Source organism: Rhizobium sp. LjRoot30 (assembly GCF_964253915.1).
Taxonomy (GTDB): Bacteria; Pseudomonadota; Alphaproteobacteria; order Rhizobiales; family Rhizobiaceae; genus Metarhizobium.
This window is the reverse complement of the sequence record NZ_CAXUSG020000013.1, coordinates 15,271-33,634: the sequence shown is the minus strand read 5'-3', so window position 1 is coordinate 33,634 and position 18,364 is coordinate 15,271. Positions and strand designations below refer to the sequence as shown.

Sequence of the window (18,364 nt, the reverse complement as noted above, 5' to 3'; positions counted from 1 at the left end):
CCCGTGGCACGCTATTCGCTCCGTTGATCGTACGGGCCGCAAACCGGCCGAAACCTGCACCGAACTGAGACAGATGGCGGATATGCATACCAGGACGAGCACCGAACTATTCACCTATTGGGACAGGATCCGCGGCGCGGAGGCCGGGCCTCTACGCAGCGACATCGCGCCGGGCGAGATCCGCCACGCTCTGCCGGACATTTTTATCCTCGAGGCATCCGGCGGCGATCCGGTTTTCCGGCTTGCCGGAACACGGGTCTGCAGCCTCTTCGATCGCGAGCTGCGCGGCTTGCCGTTTTCCGCGCTCTGGCCCGCAGGACAGCGCGAGGAACCGGTCTCCATCGCAGCGGGCGTCATGCAGTACGGCGTGCCCACCCTTCTCAATCTCTCCGGCGTCCTGCAGGACGGCCGCAACCTGCGTCTGGAAATGCTGCTGCTGCCCGTCCGCTCGGCCGGCCGCACCTATGATCGCCTGCTGGGTTCGCTTTCGCCGGAAATGCCGGCAAACGAGGTTTGCGACAAACCGCTGCGCAGCCTCCGTTTCGAACGCAGCCGCATCGTCGGCCTGCCCGCAAGCAGCAGCATTCCGGGACAGGTCGCCTTCGGCGGTTCGCATGCACCGGATACCGACGACGACCGGGCAAGCCGTAGGCGCTCGGCCATCGCGGCATTGCTGAAACGGGCGCATGTCCTGTGACCGCCAGTGGCCGTTGCCTTGTCCGCAACCGCCAGGAACTCAAATCTTCCGCTTTCGGACAACCTTATGTTAACGGCTGGGCTGTAAGAATTTAACCATTGTGTCAGCAATCGTAGTGAAGCCATGTATTCGTTTCAGCCGGCAGCAACAGCAGCGCGAGGACAACAGAGCAGCGAACAGCGCTCGTTTCAGCGTGTCTCGGTCAATCTGCAGGGTCGTCTCATGCTCGCCAACTATGACGAGTTCGATTGCACCGCCGTGGACATGTCTCCCGGCGACGTCAGCCTGAACTGCACCGGCCGACCGCTGACGGGTGAACGTATCGTCGCCTATATCGATCACCTCGGCCGTATCGAAGGCAAGGTGCTAAAGGTCGGCGACCGCGGCTTCACCATGACGATCAACGCCACCGATCGCAAACGCGAAAAGCTGGCAGCCCAGTTGACCTGGATCGCCAACAAGCATGAACTCGGCCTGCCGGAAGACCGCCGCCACGACCGACTGATGCCGCGCAACACCCTGACGCAGATCACCATGCCTGACGGCACCATCCTGCCTTGCCGCCTCATGGACCTTTCGCTGTCGGGGGCTGCCGTCGATTCCGAAGTCCGTCCGCCGATTGGCACCGCCATCCGCCTCGGCAACATGCAGGGCCGCATCGTTCGTCACTTCATGGAAGGCGTGGCGATCGAGTTCAATACGGTTCAGTCCCGCGAAACCCTGACTGAATTCCTGTAAAACAAGCAAACCGAATACAGCTTTCGCCTGCCGGCCCCAAGGCCCGCGGGCTGTTTTGCGTCGCCTATCGGCATTTTCCGGCATAATTTAAGGGTTTCTTCGCCATAAAATACGGTGGAAAGACGCTTTTCGGCACAAAATAAAGCCCCTTCGCCGCGCCGATCTTGACCTGGAGCAGGGTTGTGCCAAAACGATATGGCCTGAAACGGGACGCGCCGCATCCTCCGCAAGACCGCCGCCCGTCCGTTTTCCGCCCCGCGACACCACTCTTCTTCTGCCCATTTGGCCGCAAAAACATCGGCTTATCGGCCAATCATTCAAATACGCGACATGTTTTCGATTAATTTTAGGAAAAAACAGCTCAAACAAGAGGCATGTTTGAGCTTCATTTTAGACGTGTTCGATGCGTATTCTAATCGCATTTGATTCTATTAAGCCATTATTTTTATTGTCTAATTTTGCGACCGATAAAAAGCTTTCCGGCATTGTCTTCTCATCACGGGGAGACAAGAAATGGCAACAACAACAAAGATCAAGAACAGCATTCTGGCCGCCGTCATCACCTTGGGCGCCACCGCTTCCGTCCATGCAACACCTGCGGCCATGACGATCGCAGGCAAGGCAAATCCGCCGATCGGGCATTACGAATTCTGCCAGACCTACCAGGACGAATGCCGTCCGGATGGTGGCGATGCCGGCCCGTCCATCCTGACCCAGAAAGCCTGGAAGACGATCCTGCGCGTCAACTACGACGTCAACTCGCAGATCCAGCCGATGACCGACCAGGAGATCTACGGCGTGGAAGAGCGCTGGGCCTATCCGCGAACGGTCGGCGATTGCGAGGATTTCGTCCTCCTGAAGCGCAAGCTTTTGATGAAGGAAGGTTTTTCACCCTCCCAGCTGTTGATCACCGTCGTGTTGCAGCCAAATGGCGAGGGTCACGCGGTCCTCACCGTCCGCACCGACCATGGCGACTTCGTCCTCGACAACATGCGCAACAAGGTCCTGTTGTGGTCGGATACCGAATATACCTACCTCAAGCGCCAGTCCGCCGCCGATCCGGGCCGCTGGGTCAAGCTTCAGGATGGCCGCACCGTCGCCGTCGGCAGCGTCAGCAACTGATCGAGCTCGGAAAGCCGTGGACAATGGCTCGGCCTAGACCCACGGATTTCCTTACCTGTGCCCCGGTCTGTCCCCGCATCCCCGTCTAAGACCGGCGCCCGAGCCGATCCCGCTGTCCCCGGGATCGGCTCCCCCATCCGGGATGCACAAAGAACCGACCTCATATTTACGCTTTATTAACCATGATTGACGAACCTGTCGGGCAAGAACCGACCGGAGACTCCCCATGGCCGCCCAACACCACTCCGCCCCGCCGGGCACGGGCGAACTGCCGCTGATCTCCAATGCATTTCTCTACAAGCTGACCGGCACGATCGCCGCACTGGCACTGTTGACCGCCGGCATCAGCGTTTCCGGCCGCTTCTTCGGAGAGCGCATCGCCCTCGCCGGCCATACGGACAGCACCGAAACCATCAACCTGACCATCGGCGAAGACAAGCTCACGCTGCCCGCCAACGTCATCCGTTTCGCCAGGCAGCGCCAGAACGGCCCGACCGAACGCGTCGACCTTTACCTCACATGGCCCGACCTCACCGGCTACGAAACTGATCGCCGCGCCATCTTCAACGACGTCAAGCTCTCGGATTCGCTGATCTTTCTGCAGATCTCGCAAAGCACCATGTCCCGCGACATGTCCGGCCGCCTGGAGCCGATTTATAGCTACCTGTTCGACGGCACCCCCCGGGAGGCCGCCGATGGCCTCACCATGCACCGGATGAAACCGGAAGCAGGCTATGGCGACGAAGTCTTCTTCACCGCGCCGCGTCCGGGCACTGCTGACTATGTGGTCCGCTGCATCCTGCCGGCCACGCCGGAAGAAGCGACAAGCGGCGATTGCCAGCGCGATATCCACCTCGGAAACGATCTTTCTGTGATGTATCGCTTCTCAAGTCGCCATCTTGCCGATTGGCAACACATTGATGCCGAAATTCAGTCGTTTGTCGTCAGTCACCTGGCGAACCCCGCCTGAAGCCTTGAAGCCACAGATCGATAAAATCCGCTCGAAATATGAAACTTCATATTCATCGTAAACAGATTGGTAACGCCTCCACACGTAATCTTCCGTTCAACGGTCGTTTGTGGAGGCGGCGTCCGGAACCGATCATCAGAACCGCAAGTGAAGAGTAAGCTAGTGTCTCAATCAGCATTGACCGCAAAATTCAAGAATTCCGGAAGATCCCTGATCAAGATATGCCTTAGCCTGACTGCTGCTGCCGTCTTGACGTTTTCGGCTCCTGCGGCTTCGGAGGCAGCCAGCGGTCCCAAATACGCGGGCATCGTTGTCGACGCCAAAACCGGCAATATTCTCTATAGCGAAAACGCTGACAGCCTGCGTTATCCCGCATCGCTGACGAAGATGATGACGCTTTATCTCGTTTTCGAAGCGCTGGAAGCCGGCAAGATCAGCCTGAATACCAAGGTTCCGGTATCCGCGAATGCGGCAAAGGAGCCCCCGTCCAAGCTAGGCCTTAAGGTCGGCGGTTCCTTTACCGTCGAACAGGGCATCCTGGCGCTGGTAACCCGCTCGGCCAACGACGCCTCGACCGCGCTCGGCGAATTCATCGGCGGTTCCGAATCCCGTTTCGCGCAGATGATGACCAACAAGGCACGCCAGCTTGGCATGACGCGGACCACCTACCGCAATGCCAACGGTCTTCCCAATACGGCACAGATGACGACTGCACGCGACCAGGCACGCCTCGGTATCGCTCTGCGTCAGCATTTCCCGCAATATTACGGCTACTTCTCGACCCGCAGCTTCAAGTACGGCAAGCAGGTCATCGGCAACCACAACCGCCTCCTCGGCGCCGTGCGTGGTGTTGACGGCATCAAGACCGGCTTCACCCGGGCTGCCGGCTTCAATCTCGTGACCTCGGCCCAGGCTGATGGTCGCTCGGTCGTCGGCGTCGTCCTCGGCGGCACCTCGGGCGGCGCCCGCGATGCGCAGATGCGCAAGCTGATCGGCGCCTATCTGCCGAAGGCATCCCGCCGCGGCAAGGGTACGATGATCGAGGAGCCGGGTGCAGTCGAATCCGAAATCCAGCCGGTCGTCGCTATGAAGCCGGTGACGGCAGACGTCGCCGCCATGGCCACCACCAGCGGCGCAGATCTGCCGGTGAATGGCCCGCTGCCGGGCGCACGTTACGAAGAAAGCGCCGTTGAAACCGCTTTTGCTGCGCCGACCAAGAAGTCCGCGGCAATTGCCGCGGCCGAAGGCACGCTTGACGCCCAGGCCGAAAAACTCGGCGCCGTCGCCATCCCGCGTCCCGCTCCGGAATACATCCCGGAAACCGAGACGGCGAGCGTTGCGACTTCGGTCGATGACGTCACCACCTCTTCCACCGGCGGCAAGCCCGGCTGGGTCATCCAGATCGGCGTTTCCCCGACCAAACAGATGGCAATGGATCTGCTGCAGAGCGCGCAGGTGAAAGGCGGCAAGGTATTGCGTTCCGCCACCCCCTTCGCGGTCGCCATCAACAATGGCGGCGCCCAGGTCTACCGCGCACGCTTCGGCGGTTTCGACAACCAGAAGCTTGCCGTCAACGCCTGCAACCAGTTGAAGAAAAAGGGCATGAACTGCTGGGCCAGCCTTCAGTAAGGCTTGCCTGCCCTGCGAACTGCGGCCGGCCCAGCCGGCCGTTTTTGAGCCAGCCCTCGAAGTTTAGTGAGTACGAGGACCTGACATGAGCATCAACGAACCTGGCTCCGGCTTAACAGGCCCGGCCGGCAGAAAGAACAAGGCAAACGGCCCTTCGCTCCACCCGCTGCACGAAGCGGCGATGCGTATTGCCGACCTCGGCCTCAGCCGTTCCCGCAGCCGCACCCGCGATATCGTCGGCGCATTGCTGTCGCACGGCGCACGCGCCTGGCGCTCTTCCCAGCCGCCGATCCGCATCCATCTCCATGTGTCCTCGCAGTCCGGCCAAAGCCCGATCTACCTGCGTCTTCGCTGATTTGGATTTTGCGGAAACAGGAAGAGCCGCTGCCGCCGGAATGCCTTGCGGCCGTCATGATTAAGCGCCAATCCTGTCGTCAAAGAAGGTCGGCCGCAAACAATGCGCGGCCGGTCGAACGCCGGAGGTAGCAAATGCAGACCGCGCTGATCCTGATGACAATTCTCGGCTGCGACGACGCCGTCACCCAGTGCAACTACATCGCCACCGCAACGCCGCGCTACACCTCGGTCGCACTCTGCGATGCGGCGTCGGCAGCGCAGCTTGCCCGCTTCACCGATGCCGGCTATCCCTCCGTCGTCGCCGTCTGCCAGAAGCCGGCCGCAGCCGATCCGCAGCCGGTCGCCAGCATCGAGAAACCGCAGTCCCTGCCCCAGACCGACACCGTGCCACAAATCACCGCCGAGCCGGAAAAACAGCCGGGCATTGCCGCCCGCGCCGTGACGCTGATCAGCGACGCCCTGCCGACACTGGACGGCGTCAAGACGGCCATCGGCATGCCCAGCCATTACGCCAGCGCGTCCTATTCCTGGCTCGTGCGCAAGATCACCGATTGACGGAAACCGCCCGACGCTTCGCTGGTGGCAGTCCAAAAATTTCAGAGCAGCCCGAGTTCAGCCAGTTCCCGCTTCAGGTCCGGCGGCAGATCGTTGCCGCCGCCGAGCGCAGCCAGATCGGACGGCGCTTCCTCCGGCTTGAGATAACGCCATCCCTGGAAAGCCCGGCGCGGCTGCAGCGCCGTTTCCACCACTTCCGGCCCGAGAATGAGATCGCAGCGCGTGATGCCGTCACCGCCGGTGAACGGCCGGATGTCGATAATCTTCTGGCGCGCCTGCACCTGCCCCTTGATCACCCAGTAGAGCGAACCGCCGTCGACGATCTCCTCGATGCGCTTCGGCACCATGCGGGTCGTATGGACGGAATGCGGCTCAAGACCGGCGGCGATCGCCATCATCGACCGTTCGGCCACCCATTCGCGCAGGTCGTCGATGGAGTCGGCGCCGACGCACAATTTCAGGATATGCAAAGCCATCGGATGGTTGAATGCGCTTTACCGCTTTTCGTCAAGCGGCAAGCGCCCTCCTTCCACAATCAACATTCGACCACGTTGACGGCGAGGCCCCCGGTCGAGGTTTCCTTGTATTTCTCGCTCATGTCGTTGCCGGTCTGGCGCATCGTCTCGATGCAGGCGTCGAGCGGCACGAAATGTTTGCCGTCGCCCTTCAACGCCAGAGACGCCGCCGTCACCGCCTTGACGGCGCCAAGCGCATTGCGCTCGATGCAGGGCACCTGGACGAGCCCGGCAATCGGATCGCAGGTCATGCCGAGGTGATGTTCGAGGGCGATTTCCGCCGCATTCTCCACCTGCTCCGGCGAACCGCCCATGACCGCCGCAAGCCCGGCCGCCGCCATCGCCGCTGCCGACCCCACCTCGCCCTGACAGCCGACTTCGGCGCCGGAGATCGAGGCATTGTGCTTGATGATGCCGCCGACCGCCGCAGCCGTCAGCAGGTAGTCTCGTATGCCGTTCTGGTCCCAGTCCTCATGGAAATGCTGGTAATAGCGGATCGTGGCCGGCACGACACCGGCTGCGCCATTGGTCGGCGCCGTCACGACGCGCCCGCCGGCGGCATTTTCCTCGTTGACCGCCATGGCGTAGACGGAGAGCCAGTCGTTGGCGAGCAACGGGTTGATGCGGTTGCTGCGCCATTCCTCCTGCAGCTTGTCATGGATGGCGCGCGCGCGCCGGCGGACTTTGAGCCCGCCCGGCATGATGCCGTCCACCTTGAGGCCGCGGTCGATACAGCTGCGCATCGCGTCCCAGATCCGGTCGAGGCCGGCATCCAGGTCGTCGCGCCCTATCACCGCTTCCTCGTTGGCGCGCTTCATCTGGGCGATGGTCAGGCCGGAGCGATCCGCCATGTCGAGCATCTGCTGCGCCGAAGCGAAGGGATAGGGCACCTTGGCACCACCCGCCGCCTTCTTCGATTTGCGCATCGTCTCCAGTTCGGTATCGGTCACCACGAAACCGCCGCCGATCGAATAATAAACCCGCTTCAGCAGCAGCCGGTCATCGCGGTCGAAGGCCGAAAAGCTCATGCCATTGGCATGGCCGGGCAAAGGCTGCTTCTTATCGAAGACGAGGTCCGTCTTCGGTTGGAACTGATAGGCAGGGTGACCCGGCGGCGTCACACGGCCGCTACGCTCCACGCCGTCGATGATCGTGTCCATGCTGTCGGGATCGACCATGTCCGGCCGTTCGCCCATCAGCCCGAGAATCACCGCCCGGCCGGTGCCATGGCCAATGCCGGTATGGGCCAGCGATCCGTGCAGGCTCACCTTAAGGGAGGCGACAGACGCGCCGGTAGGCCGCGGCCATTCGTCGGACTTGATCAGGTCGAGAAAGCGCACAGCCGCCGACATCGGCCCCATCGTATGGGAACTTGACGGCCCAACCCCGATCTTGAAGACATCGAATACCGAAAGAAACATAAAACGCCTCGCGAAGCATGGCTAAAAACTGTTCAAAGGCTACGTCACCGAGAGCATCCACCAATGCGGGCTACCGACATTGGCTTTCATCGAAGCGACATGCCGTGCATGATCGGCTCCCGGTCTTATCAACAGAGCACAAAGCGCGCCGTCCAGCAAACCGCTTGCCGTCCGCCGCGAAGTGACGCATATCATCCGGCGACAGAAGCATTTACGGTCCTGCCATGACGATCGCCGATTACATCGCCCTCGCCGTTTTCGCCGTGCTGTGGATCGGCTATGCCTGGATCGTCGGAAGAGCGCGCCTCTTCGACCGCACCAGCCTGACGCAGGCGATGACGGAGCACCGCCGCCGATGGATATATAATTCGCTCGGCCGCGACCTCAAGATGATCGACACGCAGATCATGGCCGGCCTGCAGAATGGCACCGCCTTTTTCGCCTCGGCCTCGATGTTTGCCATCGGCAGTTGCTTCGCCCTGCTCGGCGCCACCGACAAGATCGATGCCATCTTCCGTGACGTGCCTTATGCCTTCTACAGCAGCCGCGAGGCGTTCGAGCTCAAGGTCGGCGGGCTCGCGGCACTGTTCGGTTACGCCTTCTTCAAGTTCGGCTGGGCCTACCGCCTGTTCAACTACTGCACCATTCTTTTCGGCGGCCTGCCGATGGTGCGCGAGACCGAGGCCGACAGGCTTGCGGCCGAAGTGGCGGCCGAACAGGTCATCCGCATGAACATCATCGCCGCCAAGAATTTTAACGCCGGCCTGCGGGCAATCTTCCTGTCGATCGGGTATCTCGGCTGGTTCGTCAACGCCTACGTCTTCATGGCCGGCACCTTGCTCGTCGTCGTCATCCTAACGCGCCGGCAGTTCTTTTCCGATGCGCGGCTCGCCCTCATGGACAAGCTGCCATGAAAACGCCGCGCTTGTCGCTTTCACGGCAGGTCTGAAACCACCCCCGAAAGGAACCGTCCCGCATGGCAGCCGTCCCGGAGGCCCCGTCCGCCTCCCCACGCCGATCGCGCATCGGCTTCCTGGATACCGCCCGCGGCATCGCATTGGTCGCCATGGCGACCTATCATTTCGGTTGGGATCTGGAGTTCTTCGGTTATCTCGATCCCGGCACGACCGGCCATGGCCTGTGGAAAATCTACGCCCGCGGCATTGCCGGCAGCTTCCTCTTCCTCGCCGGCCTGAGCCTGGTGCTCGGACATACGCCTGCCATCCGCTGGCAGGCTTTCTGGCGCCGCTTCCTGATGATCGCCGGTGCTGCCGGCCTCATCACCGCCGCCACCGCCCATGCCATGCCGCAAGGCATGATCTTTTTCGGCATCCTGCATGGCATCGCCGCCGCCAGCCTCATCGGCCTTGCCTTCCTGCGGGTTCCTGCCGTCATCACCATCGCCGTGGCCGTTGCAGCGTTTGTGGCGCCCTGGTACCTGCGCTCGCCGGTCTTCGATACGCCGTGGCTCTGGTGGGTCGGCCTGTCCCAGACGCTGCCGCGCTCCAACGACTATGTGCCGCTCTTGCCCTGGCTGGGGCCTTTCCTGCTCGGCATGGCCGTCATGCGCCTCGCCATGGCACGCGGCTGGACCGAGCGCTTCGCCACCGGCCCATCCTCCAACCTGCTGGCCCGCGCCGGGCGCCACAGCCTCGCCGTCTACCTCATCCACCAGCCGGTGCTGATCGCCATCGTCTACGGCCTGTCCCTCGTCCTGCCGCCCCCGCCACCCGATCCGGTGGCAGACTACAGGCGCAGCTGCAACCAGGCCTGTGTGCAAAACCAGGATGCGGCGATGTGCGCCCGCTTCTGCGATTGCACCCTCGACAAACTCATGGAACAAGAGCTTTTCACGCCACTCCAGTCTGGCGCAATCCGGGCAGATCAAAATGAACGCATTCAAGCGATTGCCCAACAATGCACCGTAGCCGCGCAATGACAGGACGTTGCCGATGAATGCCTATCGTCTAAAGCCGATGAATTTTCCCTGGCCGCCGTTTCTCTACGGTACGGCAATTGTTGTCGCCTTCGCCATCCATCACGTCGCCGGCCTGCCGACCCCGCATGTCAACGCCATGATCGGCTGGTGCGTCGGCATTTTGCTGATAGCCGCCGCCGCTTGGCTCTACATCTGGGCGATCACGACACGCACGAAAATCCGCATGCCACGACGGGCGGCGAAACATCTCGTCACCCACGGCCCCTACCGCTACAGCCGCAACCCGATCTATCTCAGCTATACGCTGCTGACCATGGGCATCGGCATCCTGACCAGCAACGGCTGGTTCTTCGTGATGGCAACACTCGCGGCGATCGTCACCACGATGATCGTCATCCGGCGGGAAGAAATGCACCTGCTGGCCCGTTTCGGCGTCGAGTTCGAGCAATATTGCAAACGCACCCGGCGCTGGATCTGACCTAAAGTATGTCGCGCAAAAGTGTGCAGCGGTTTTGCGAAAACGACATGCGAAAAAAGGAGCTAAAGCGTGAGAGCGAATCTGAAAGATCGCGACACGCTTTAGCCGGCAGCGCATCGAAAACCGATCTTTTTCGTTAGAGCATTTCCGCATTGTCCGACGCCGAAGCGATGCCGCTTCGGCTGGAAAGGTTCTAGGTCCCGACGCCGATTTCCGCCAGCCGCGTCAGGCAGGCCTCTTCGACATTGTCGAGTTCCGCCAGCGTATCCTCGATGTCCTTGCGTTTCTGGCGCAATTCCTCGCGCTTTTCCCCGACCCGCTTGAGCACCAGGTTCAACTGCCCGACCTCGCCCGGCGGCTCCTTGTAGACCTGGATGATTTCGCCGATCTCGGCCAATGTCAGCCCAATCCGTCGGCCGCGCAAGATTTCCTGCAGCAGATGCCGGTCCGCCTGCCGGTAAAGCCGCGTGCGACCGCGCCGCTCCGGGTGGATCAGCCCCTCATCCTCATAAAACCGCAGCGTCCGGGTGGATACGCCGAATTCGCGGGTCAGTTCGGTAATGGAATAATACTTGTCCAAGCAGACACTCGTCGCTGTGTGAGGAAATCGGCCCACTCATTTTATTGACTTTTACGTAACAATCAATTCGGCGCCGTCAATGAATGCCGAACCACCAGGTGGCGATACCGAGGAAGGCAAAGAAGCCGGTACAGTCCGTCACCGTCGTCACGAACACCGAAGAGGCGATGGCAGGGTCGGCCCCCAGCTTGTCGAGCAGCAGCGGCAACAGAATGCCGGCAAGCGCCGCCGCAATCAGGTTGATGATCATCGCCGCGCCGATCACCATGCCCAACTGGTAGTTCTGGAACCATAGACCGGCGATGAGGCCGAGCAATGTCGCAAACATCACCCCGTTGATGATGCCGACGCTCGCCTCCCTACGGATGATGCGGCCGGCATTGTAGATATCGAGGTCGCGGGTCGCGAGTGCGCGCACCGTCACCGTCATCGTCTGCGTCCCGGCATTGCCGCCCATGGAGGCGACGATCGGCATCAGCACCGCAAGCGCGATCATCTTTTCAATCGAGGCATCGAACAGGCCGATGACGCTGGCCGAGATCATCGCCGTGCCGAGATTGATGAACAGCCAGGCAAAGCGCGACCGCACCGTCGAGACCACGTTGTCCGACAGTTCTTCGTCGCCGACGCCGCCGAGGCGCTTGATATCCTCGTCCGCTTCCTCGTGGATGACGTCGACGACGTCATCGATGGTCAGCACGCCGACCAGCCGGTCGTTATCGTCGACGACGGCGGCAGAGAGAAGGTCGTACTGCTCGAAGAGCTGTGCGGCCTCTTCCTGGTCCATGACGGCCGGGATCGGATGGTTGGTCTCGCGCATGATCGCCTCGATCTTCACCTGCCGCTTGGTGCGCAGGATGCGGTCGAGATCGACGACGCCGAGCAGCTTGAAGGTGGGATCGATGACGAAGATCTGCGTAAAACTCTCCGGCAGTTCCTCCTCGTCGCGCATGTAGTCGATCGTCTGCCCCACCGTCCAGAACGGCGGCACGGCGACGAATTCCGTCTGCATGCGCCGGCCGGCCGAGCTTTCCGGATAGTCGAGGGCGCGCCGTAGCCGCACCCGCTCGGTGAACGGCAGCTGGGCAAGGATCTCTTCCCGGTCCTCCTGGTCGAGGTCTTCAAGAATGTAGACGGCGTCGTCCGAATCGAGTTCGCCGATGGCGGCGGCGATCTGCTCGTTCGGCAGCTGGTCGACGATTTCGAGGCGGATCGCCTCGTCGACCTCGGTCAGCGCCGTCATGTCGAATTCGTCGCCAAGCAGCCGGATCAGCGCCAGGCGCTGGTCCGGCATGATCGATTCGAGCAGGTCGCCGATTTCCGATTCGTGCAGCCGTGTGACGTTCTGGCGCAGGAAGATGATGTCGCGGTCGGCAATCGCCGCGCCGACAAGCGCTAGGAAATCCGGCCGGATCGAGCCGTCCTCGGTGTAGATGTCGCTGTCCGCGTCGTTAAAATTGCTGCGGTTGCGATCGTCTTCGCCGGAATATGTCATTCACGCGCCCTCGCCCGCTCTGATGCTCTCCGGCCGCACCGTTCGTTTCCCGGCAACGACGAAAAACACATGTTTCAACAATCGGATAGCAGCAGCCCGGCGGTGAAGGCCCGATGGCGGCGGCAAAACCCTGCTAACCCAATAAACAGCCAAGGTCCAGCCAAATGAAGGCATCGGCCGTTGCAAGGACAGCGCCCGGCAAGGCTCGCGGAAACGGGCGGCCGACGCCGCGGCACAAATCCCGCCGGCGATCGTCCCCGACGCGGCACGATCGGCGCTGCAAATCTCCGGTTTTCCTGATAAGGCGGACGAAATTCTTCCGAACAGGACACCGACAGACATGGCGATCAGACCGCTGCTCCGCTACCCGGACCCTGCCCTTTCCCGCGCCTGCCTACCCGTCGAGCGCTTCGACGAGGACCTGCGAACACTCGCCGCGGATCTCCTCGACACCATGCGCGCCGCGCCCGGCGTCGGTATCACCGCCGCCCATATCGGCGTTCTCCAGCGGATCGTCGTGCTGGAACTCGACCCGAAGCTCGGCCCCCGCACCTTCATCAATCCCGAAATCACTTGGTTTTCGGAGGAAACGGAAAAACACACCGAAGGCAGCGTCTGCATGCCCGGCGCCACCGACGAGATCGTCCGCCCCGCCGCCATCCGCCTCGCCTACCAGGATCTCGACGGCATCCGTCACGACGAGGAGATGCGCGGTTTCACCGCCATCTGCATGCAGCACGAGATCGACCAGCTCGACGGCATCTTCTGGATCCAGCGCCTCTCCCGCCTGAAACGCGAACGGCTCGTCAAAAAATGGCTGAAGGCCGCGACCTGACTAGACTGCCTGGAGAAAGAAAACCGGCCAGCCACCCCCGAACCAAATCGCCGCCGACACGTTTCCTCCTCGATTCCACAGAGGAGAAACGCCATGACCGCAACCTTCAAGAATACCCGCCCGCCCTCCCGCGAAGAGGACTACGGCGACTACGAAACCCGCGACGTCGATTCCGGCTGGCCCTACAAGGACGGGCCTGAGCCAGGTGTGGCACCCGTCGGTGAAAATCCGGATTACGGCAATGAGCCCGCAACCGCAGACGGCGATCCCAACGCCGGCTACCGTCTCTCCGGGACCGACGACAACGGCAGGCAAAGGCCGTTGCGCGACAACGCCCTGCCATCGACCGAAGGTCACGAACTCGAGGACGACCTGGAAGAGCGGGTTACGGAAAACATCGGCACACTCGACGACATCGCCACCCAGGCCATCGATGTCCATGCGGAAGGCCACACCGTCACGCTCGAAGGCGATGTCGACGATATCGATCAGGCACGACGTGTGGAGCTGGCCGCCATGAGCGTCGACGGCGTCCATCAGGTCAGAAACAATCTCAACCTTCTCGGCGTCGACAGCACCATGCCCGAGGACGATTGATAAATCCAAGGGTTTTCGCGTGTTCATGAAGCGCGAAAACCCTCGAACCATTTGTCTTCATGCAATTTCGCAGACGAAACCGCTGCGCATTTTACAGGAATCGCTTCAGCGGATATCGACGCGAATATCCGGCGACGTATGCAGCGTATTGCTGATGGTGCAGATTTCTTCCGCCATGCGGCCGATCGCCTGGCGGGTATCGGCATCAAAATCACCGCTGATCTCCAGAACCACGCTCATGGAAGCGACCCGACTTGGTTCTCCCGCCTTTTCCCCACTCACTCGGGCAACAGCGCCGGTAAACGAGTCGAGCACGCCGAGCTGGCTTGCTGCGATTCGTGCACTCAAGACCATGCAGGCCGACAGGGAGGCGTATAACAGATCAACCGGATTGAAGCCCGGCTGCGAGCCGGCCGCGACAAGCTCGAAGCTGCCGCCCGTCGCCGAAACGACCGTCGGCCCACCATGACGTCCCAATTGCGCTTCCGCCCCCGTCGGTCGCGCCTTGACGCGAAAGCCGCTCACGCCCGCCTCGCAAGCATTGCGCTCGCCTCCCCGCTCGTTGCGCCAAAAACCGTCTCGAAGGCCTCGCGCAGCCGCATGTCGACATCGCTCATCATCACCGGTAGCCCCAGATCCACCAGGCTCGTCACGCCATAGGCGGTAATACCGCAGGGTACGATGCCCGAAAAATGTTCCAGATCCGGATCGACGTTCAGCGACAATCCATGAAAGCTCACCCAGCGCCGCAACCGGATGCCCAGCGCCGCCACCTTGTCCTCCGCCATCGAACCATCCGGCAGCAATGGCTTCTCCGGCCGCCGCACCCAGACGCCGACACGATCCTCGCGCCGTTCGCCACGCACATTCATCGATTCGAGCGTGCGGATGATTACCTCTTCCAGAGCCGCCACGAAGGCGCGCACGTCCTGCCGCCGGCGCTTGAGGTCGAGCATCACATAAGCAACCCGCTGGCCGGGGCCATGATAGGTGTATTCGCCGCCGCGGCCTGTGGAAAACACCGGAAAACGGTCCGGGGCGATCAGGTCGGCAGAATCGGCGCTGGTGCCGGCGGTATAAAGCGGCGGATGCTCCAGCAGCCACACGAGTTCGTCGGCCTGCCCGTCGGCGATGGCCGCCACCTCCGCCTCCATCGCCGCCACCGCCGTCTCATAAGGAACCAGCCCGTCGCTGATGCGCCAGCGCACCGGCGGCTGGCCCGGCGCGGCGAACATGGTGGTGTCTAGATCGGTGCGCAGCATTGTTTTTCCTCGTTTTCCATCTTGTCGCAAAATCGCCCTGCCGCGGCAAGCTGCTCGGCGGCCGGTTTTCCAGCACCTTTCATATAGGATTGTTCACAGCTGAAAAAAATCTGTCACGATGGCCTTGCACCCCCCGAATGCTTTTGCTACACGCTCCCTCGCCGGCACAAATCGGCACCTACCACGATGCGGTCGTGGCGGAATTGGTAGACGCGCAGCGTTGAGGTCGCTGTGGGGCAACCCGTGGAAGTTCGAGTCTTCTCGACCGCACCAAATCAACCCGGCTTCGGCCGGGTTTTTTGTTTTTATTCAACCCCTTGAACATTGCACGCGGTAAGGATTGCCACCGCTACCTCTGACTTCTCACCGTCAGCATTTCGCGCTCCCCATCCTCGTCGACAGGCCCTTCACCGATGCCTGTCATCAGCCACATGGGGGAAACACGCAAGAAAGCCGCGAGCGCAAAAATCTGCCGTGTCGAGGGTTCTGCACGGTCGCTTTCCCAGGCCCGCACCCGCTGGCGTTTGACGCCCAGGCCTGCGGCAAGCGAATCGAGGCTTGCGCCCGCAAGGTCGTGCGCCAGGGATAACCTTCCGCCAAACGTATCCTTGGCGTCTTCGGACATGCTGTCGCGATAAAAATCGAGACTGGGCATGATCTTGCCCCCTTTTCCTCACCGAAGGATCGATCGGGGCCTTTTCTTGCCCGGCCCGTCCTGATCCGGCTCGCTGTCGTTAAGATAGGACAGATTTTTCCGAACGGCACCCCAAAAGGCGACGAAAAATGCCGGCTCCGGCCGATGGAGGTCTCCTGCGCGTCCATCCGGCTTGCCGCAGCCGGCATGGTGTGGTTCATGACCCTCCCGAGCAGCACGGAAAGACGGCCATGTCATCCCATCCAACCACTCCCCAAAATCCGTTGCAGGGCATGACGCTCATGGCGGCCGCCATGCTTGTGCTGCCGGTCATGGATGCCATCGCCAAATTCATGGCGAATTCCGAAAACATGTCTCCGGGACAGGTGACCTTCTACCGGTTCTTCTTCCAGCTTGCCTGCACACTGCCGCTGCTGGCCTTCGGTGCCGCCGGCGCCTTCCGCGCCAAGCGTCCGTGGATGAACCTGCTGCGCGGCGTCCTGCACGGCGCGGCAAGCCTGCTGTTCTTCCTGGCGGTCAAATACATGCCGCTCGCCGATGTCTTCGCCATCTATTTCGTCGAACCCTTCATGCTGACGGCCATGTCGGCAATCTTTCTCAAGGAGCGGGTCGGCATAAGGCGCTGGCTGGCCATCGTCGTCGGCTTCGGCGGCGCCATCATCGTCATCCAGCCGAGTTACGCGATTTTCGGCTGGACCGCCCTGCTTCCGGTTGCCTGCGCCTTCCTGTTCTCGCTGTACCTGTTCCTCAACCGCGCCATCGGCGACGCCGATTCGCCGCTGACCATGCAGACCATCGCCGCCATCGGCGGTGCCGTCATGACAGGCGCGGTGCTCGTCGCCGGCCACGGCGCCGGCGTCACCGATTTCCAGATGTCTCTGCCGCATTCCGCGCTTGGGCTGCTGCTGCTGGTCCTTCTCGGTTCGATCTCGGGTTATGCCCACCTGATCGTCGTGCGCGCCTTCCGGCTGGCGCCGCTCTCGCTTCTGGCACCGTTCCAGTATTTCGAGATCATTTCCGCGACATTCCTCGGTTATGTGATTTTCGGCGACTTCCCGACGGCCTCGAAATGGCTTGGCATCGCCATCATCGTCGCCTCAGGCCTGTTCATCATCTGGCGAGAACGTGTCCGGGCGGCACAGGAAGCCGGCAGGAATATTGTAGATCGCTAAAATTGCACGAACTGCAAAAACACAATTATCAACATCGGCACTGTAGTCTCTGCGGATATTTCGCTCATTGGAGGGAGCGCCATGTCCGTCCTCGTGCTTCTTGGCATCAATCTCGGTCTGCTGTGGCTCCTGATGGCCGCACCGCTCGGTGAGCGAACCGTCACCGTCCGACGACGGATGAACGCCGAACCGCAGCGATTGCGGCATGCGCTCGACCCCAGGAACGACGCAGACTGGAATCCGGCCATCGCCGCCAGCAGCGCCGTTGCCGACTCTCCCCTGCTGATCCGTCGCTCCTTCAATCATCCCGACAGGAAAGGCCGCCCGATCACCCGCATGGTCGAGATCGCCGAAAGCGTCGAGACGGCGACGCGAAACCCCGCCTACGATCTGCGCATCGTCGACGACAGCGCGCTCGACGCCGGTTTCTGGGCGGATTTCCGCGAGCACCGCGCCTTGTCACCCTCATCCGGCGGCGCAGAACTCGTCATCAGCCAGACCGACCAGTATCGCGGCCTTGCCTTCCTCGCCTTTCGCTATTTTTCGCTCCGTCGCGAAATCGGCGCTCTGCAGAATCATCTGGAAACCGGACGAACCGGCCACACCGGCCTGTTCGAAAGCTCGGTGACGCAAGTGGCGCTGGCATTTCTCTCGACGCTGATGCTCTGGCCGTTCTTCGGGCTGACGATCAATGGCCTGGTGCTGTCGACACTGCTGACGGTCGTCATCGTCCTGCATGAACTCGGCCACATGGTCGCCTACCGGGCGTTCGGCCACGAACGGGTGCGGATGATCTTCGTGCCGCTGCTCGGCGGCATCGCCATCGGCGGCCGCCCCTACAACAGCCATTTCGAAGTGGCGACCTGTGCGCTCATGGGCGCCGGCCTGTCCGCCTTCTTCGTGCCGATTGTCATGCTGCTCCAGGACCTCGGCGCCAGCGGCGTGCTGCCGAGTGTCGTCGGCGAGGTTTCCGTCGTGGCGCTCTTGATCATCGGCGCCTTCAATCTGCTCAATCTGCTGCCCATGGACCGTTTCGACGGCGGACAGGTGCTGCGCCAGATCTTTCCAGGGCGGATGCGCGCCGTCGGCAGCTTCTGCATCACCCTCGTCATTCTGTGGATCGGCTGGAGGATCGGCCTGCCGGCAAATGCGCTGATCGCCGCACTCGCTGTCTTCACCCTGATGAGCCTGATGAGCGCCGGTTTCGGCGGCCGGGCCAAGCCGCGCGAGGCGCTTGACGAAATGAAGCCCTCCGAGCGCCTCATGGCTGGTTTCGGCCTCTACGCCGCCGTCACCATTCATGGCTTCGCCATCGTCAAGGCCTGCGACATTCTCTTCCGATAACAT

The 18,364-nt window shown here is 61.8% G+C and carries 21 protein-coding genes and 1 tRNA gene; 15 read left to right on the top strand and 7 right to left on the bottom strand.

Annotated features, from left to right (window positions below):
• The first annotated feature begins 73 nt into the window (after positions 1-73).
• From ACSQ3I_RS22090 to ACSQ3I_RS22060, 7 genes are all read left to right on the top strand, one after another.
• The gene (locus tag ACSQ3I_RS22090) at positions 74-697 is read left to right on the top strand and encodes a PAS domain-containing protein (RefSeq protein ID WP_436002480.1); all 624 of its coding nucleotides are present in this window, start codon (positions 74-76) and stop codon (positions 695-697) included.
• 123 nt (positions 698-820) lie between these two features.
• Positions 821-1,435 (top strand): PilZ domain-containing protein, encoded by a 615-nt coding sequence (locus tag ACSQ3I_RS22085; RefSeq protein WP_436002478.1) that lies wholly within the window; start codon positions 821-823, stop codon positions 1,433-1,435.
• 513 nt (positions 1,436-1,948) lie between these two features.
• The gene (locus ACSQ3I_RS22080; RefSeq protein WP_436002476.1) at positions 1,949-2,557 is read left to right on the top strand and encodes a transglutaminase-like cysteine peptidase; all 609 of its coding nucleotides are present in this window, start codon (positions 1,949-1,951) and stop codon (positions 2,555-2,557) included.
• Positions 2,558-2,783: 226 nt separating this feature from the next.
• A complete protein-coding gene (locus tag ACSQ3I_RS22075) occupies positions 2,784-3,527 on the top strand; it encodes a hypothetical protein (RefSeq protein ID WP_436002474.1) in 744 nt (247 codons plus the stop codon).
• A 210-nt stretch (positions 3,528-3,737) separates the two neighbouring features.
• Positions 3,738-5,156, top strand: coding sequence for a serine hydrolase (locus ACSQ3I_RS22070; protein WP_436002677.1), 1,419 nt, complete (start codon positions 3,738-3,740; stop codon positions 5,154-5,156).
• A gap of 85 nt (positions 5,157-5,241) precedes the next feature.
• A complete protein-coding gene (locus tag ACSQ3I_RS22065; RefSeq protein ID WP_436002472.1) occupies positions 5,242-5,511 on the top strand; it encodes a hypothetical protein in 270 nt (89 codons plus the stop codon).
• Positions 5,512-5,645: 134 nt separating this feature from the next.
• A complete protein-coding gene (locus tag ACSQ3I_RS22060; protein ID WP_436002470.1) occupies positions 5,646-6,068 on the top strand; it encodes a hypothetical protein in 423 nt (140 codons plus the stop codon).
• A 41-nt stretch (positions 6,069-6,109) separates the two neighbouring features.
• Here the strand turns inward: ACSQ3I_RS22060 and ACSQ3I_RS22055 are convergent, their stop codons facing one another.
• Both ACSQ3I_RS22055 and ACSQ3I_RS22050 read right to left on the bottom strand, forming a co-directional pair.
• Positions 6,110-6,544, bottom strand: coding sequence for a DUF1489 family protein (locus ACSQ3I_RS22055; protein WP_436002468.1), 435 nt, complete (start codon positions 6,542-6,544; stop codon positions 6,110-6,112).
• 59 nt (positions 6,545-6,603) lie between these two features.
• The gene (locus ACSQ3I_RS22050) at positions 6,604-8,004 is read right to left on the bottom strand and encodes an L-serine ammonia-lyase (protein WP_436002466.1); all 1,401 of its coding nucleotides are present in this window, start codon (positions 8,002-8,004) and stop codon (positions 6,604-6,606) included.
• A gap of 224 nt (positions 8,005-8,228) precedes the next feature.
• Between ACSQ3I_RS22050 and ACSQ3I_RS22045 the strand changes: the two genes are divergently transcribed.
• From ACSQ3I_RS22045 to ACSQ3I_RS22035, 3 genes are all read left to right on the top strand, one after another.
• A complete protein-coding gene (locus ACSQ3I_RS22045; protein WP_436002464.1) occupies positions 8,229-8,918 on the top strand; it encodes a DUF599 domain-containing protein in 690 nt (229 codons plus the stop codon).
• Positions 8,919-8,980: 62 nt separating this feature from the next.
• A complete protein-coding gene (locus tag ACSQ3I_RS22040) occupies positions 8,981-9,943 on the top strand; it encodes a heparan-alpha-glucosaminide N-acetyltransferase (RefSeq protein ID WP_436002462.1) in 963 nt (320 codons plus the stop codon).
• Between the two features lie 13 nt (positions 9,944-9,956).
• The gene (locus ACSQ3I_RS22035) at positions 9,957-10,421 is read left to right on the top strand and encodes a methyltransferase family protein (protein ID WP_436002460.1); all 465 of its coding nucleotides are present in this window, start codon (positions 9,957-9,959) and stop codon (positions 10,419-10,421) included.
• Positions 10,422-10,614: 193 nt separating this feature from the next.
• On the opposite strand, the gene ACSQ3I_RS22030 is transcribed toward ACSQ3I_RS22035, so the two are convergent.
• On the bottom strand, positions 10,615-11,001 hold the full coding sequence (locus ACSQ3I_RS22030) for a MerR family transcriptional regulator (protein WP_436002458.1): 387 nt from the start codon (positions 10,999-11,001) through the stop codon (positions 10,615-10,617).
• Between the two features lie 76 nt (positions 11,002-11,077).
• On the bottom strand, positions 11,078-12,496 hold the full coding sequence (gene mgtE, locus ACSQ3I_RS22025; protein ID WP_436002456.1) for a magnesium transporter: 1,419 nt from the start codon (positions 12,494-12,496) through the stop codon (positions 11,078-11,080).
• Between the two features lie 340 nt (positions 12,497-12,836).
• Between mgtE and ACSQ3I_RS22020 the strand changes: the two genes are divergently transcribed.
• Together ACSQ3I_RS22020 and ACSQ3I_RS22015 are read left to right on the top strand one after the other, a co-directional pair.
• Positions 12,837-13,331 (top strand): peptide deformylase, encoded by a 495-nt coding sequence (locus ACSQ3I_RS22020; protein ID WP_436002454.1) that lies wholly within the window; start codon positions 12,837-12,839, stop codon positions 13,329-13,331.
• Positions 13,332-13,424: 93 nt separating this feature from the next.
• Positions 13,425-13,928, top strand: coding sequence for a BON domain-containing protein (locus ACSQ3I_RS22015; protein ID WP_436002452.1), 504 nt, complete (start codon positions 13,425-13,427; stop codon positions 13,926-13,928).
• Positions 13,929-14,033: 105 nt separating this feature from the next.
• Here ACSQ3I_RS22015 and ACSQ3I_RS22010 read toward each other — a convergent pair whose 3' ends face one another.
• Positions 14,034-14,453: an OsmC family protein gene (locus ACSQ3I_RS22010; RefSeq protein WP_436002450.1), complete on the bottom strand. Its 420-nt coding sequence runs from the start codon at positions 14,451-14,453 to the stop codon at positions 14,034-14,036.
• Entirely contained in the window at positions 14,450-15,190 is a 741-nt protein-coding gene (gene lipB, locus ACSQ3I_RS22005; RefSeq protein ID WP_436002448.1) for a lipoyl(octanoyl) transferase LipB, read from the bottom strand. The genes ACSQ3I_RS22010 and lipB overlap by 4 nt, the downstream gene beginning before the upstream one ends.
• Before the next feature lie 188 nt (positions 15,191-15,378).
• Here lipB and ACSQ3I_RS22000 point away from each other — a divergent pair.
• Positions 15,379-15,463, top strand: a tRNA-Leu gene (locus ACSQ3I_RS22000).
• A gap of 76 nt (positions 15,464-15,539) precedes the next feature.
• Here the strand turns inward: ACSQ3I_RS22000 and ACSQ3I_RS21995 are convergent.
• Positions 15,540-15,845 (bottom strand): helix-turn-helix domain-containing protein, encoded by a 306-nt coding sequence (locus ACSQ3I_RS21995; RefSeq protein ID WP_436002446.1) that lies wholly within the window; start codon positions 15,843-15,845, stop codon positions 15,540-15,542.
• Between the two features lie 230 nt (positions 15,846-16,075).
• On the opposite strand from ACSQ3I_RS21995, the gene ACSQ3I_RS21990 reads away from it, so the two are divergent.
• Positions 16,076-17,017, top strand: a complete 942-nt coding sequence (locus tag ACSQ3I_RS21990; protein ID WP_436002444.1) for a DMT family transporter — start codon at positions 16,076-16,078, stop codon at positions 17,015-17,017.
• A gap of 81 nt (positions 17,018-17,098) precedes the next feature.
• Positions 17,099-18,361: a hypothetical protein gene (locus tag ACSQ3I_RS21985; protein WP_436002442.1), complete on the top strand. Its 1,263-nt coding sequence runs from the start codon at positions 17,099-17,101 to the stop codon at positions 18,359-18,361.
• Positions 18,362-18,364 lie beyond the last annotated feature (3 nt).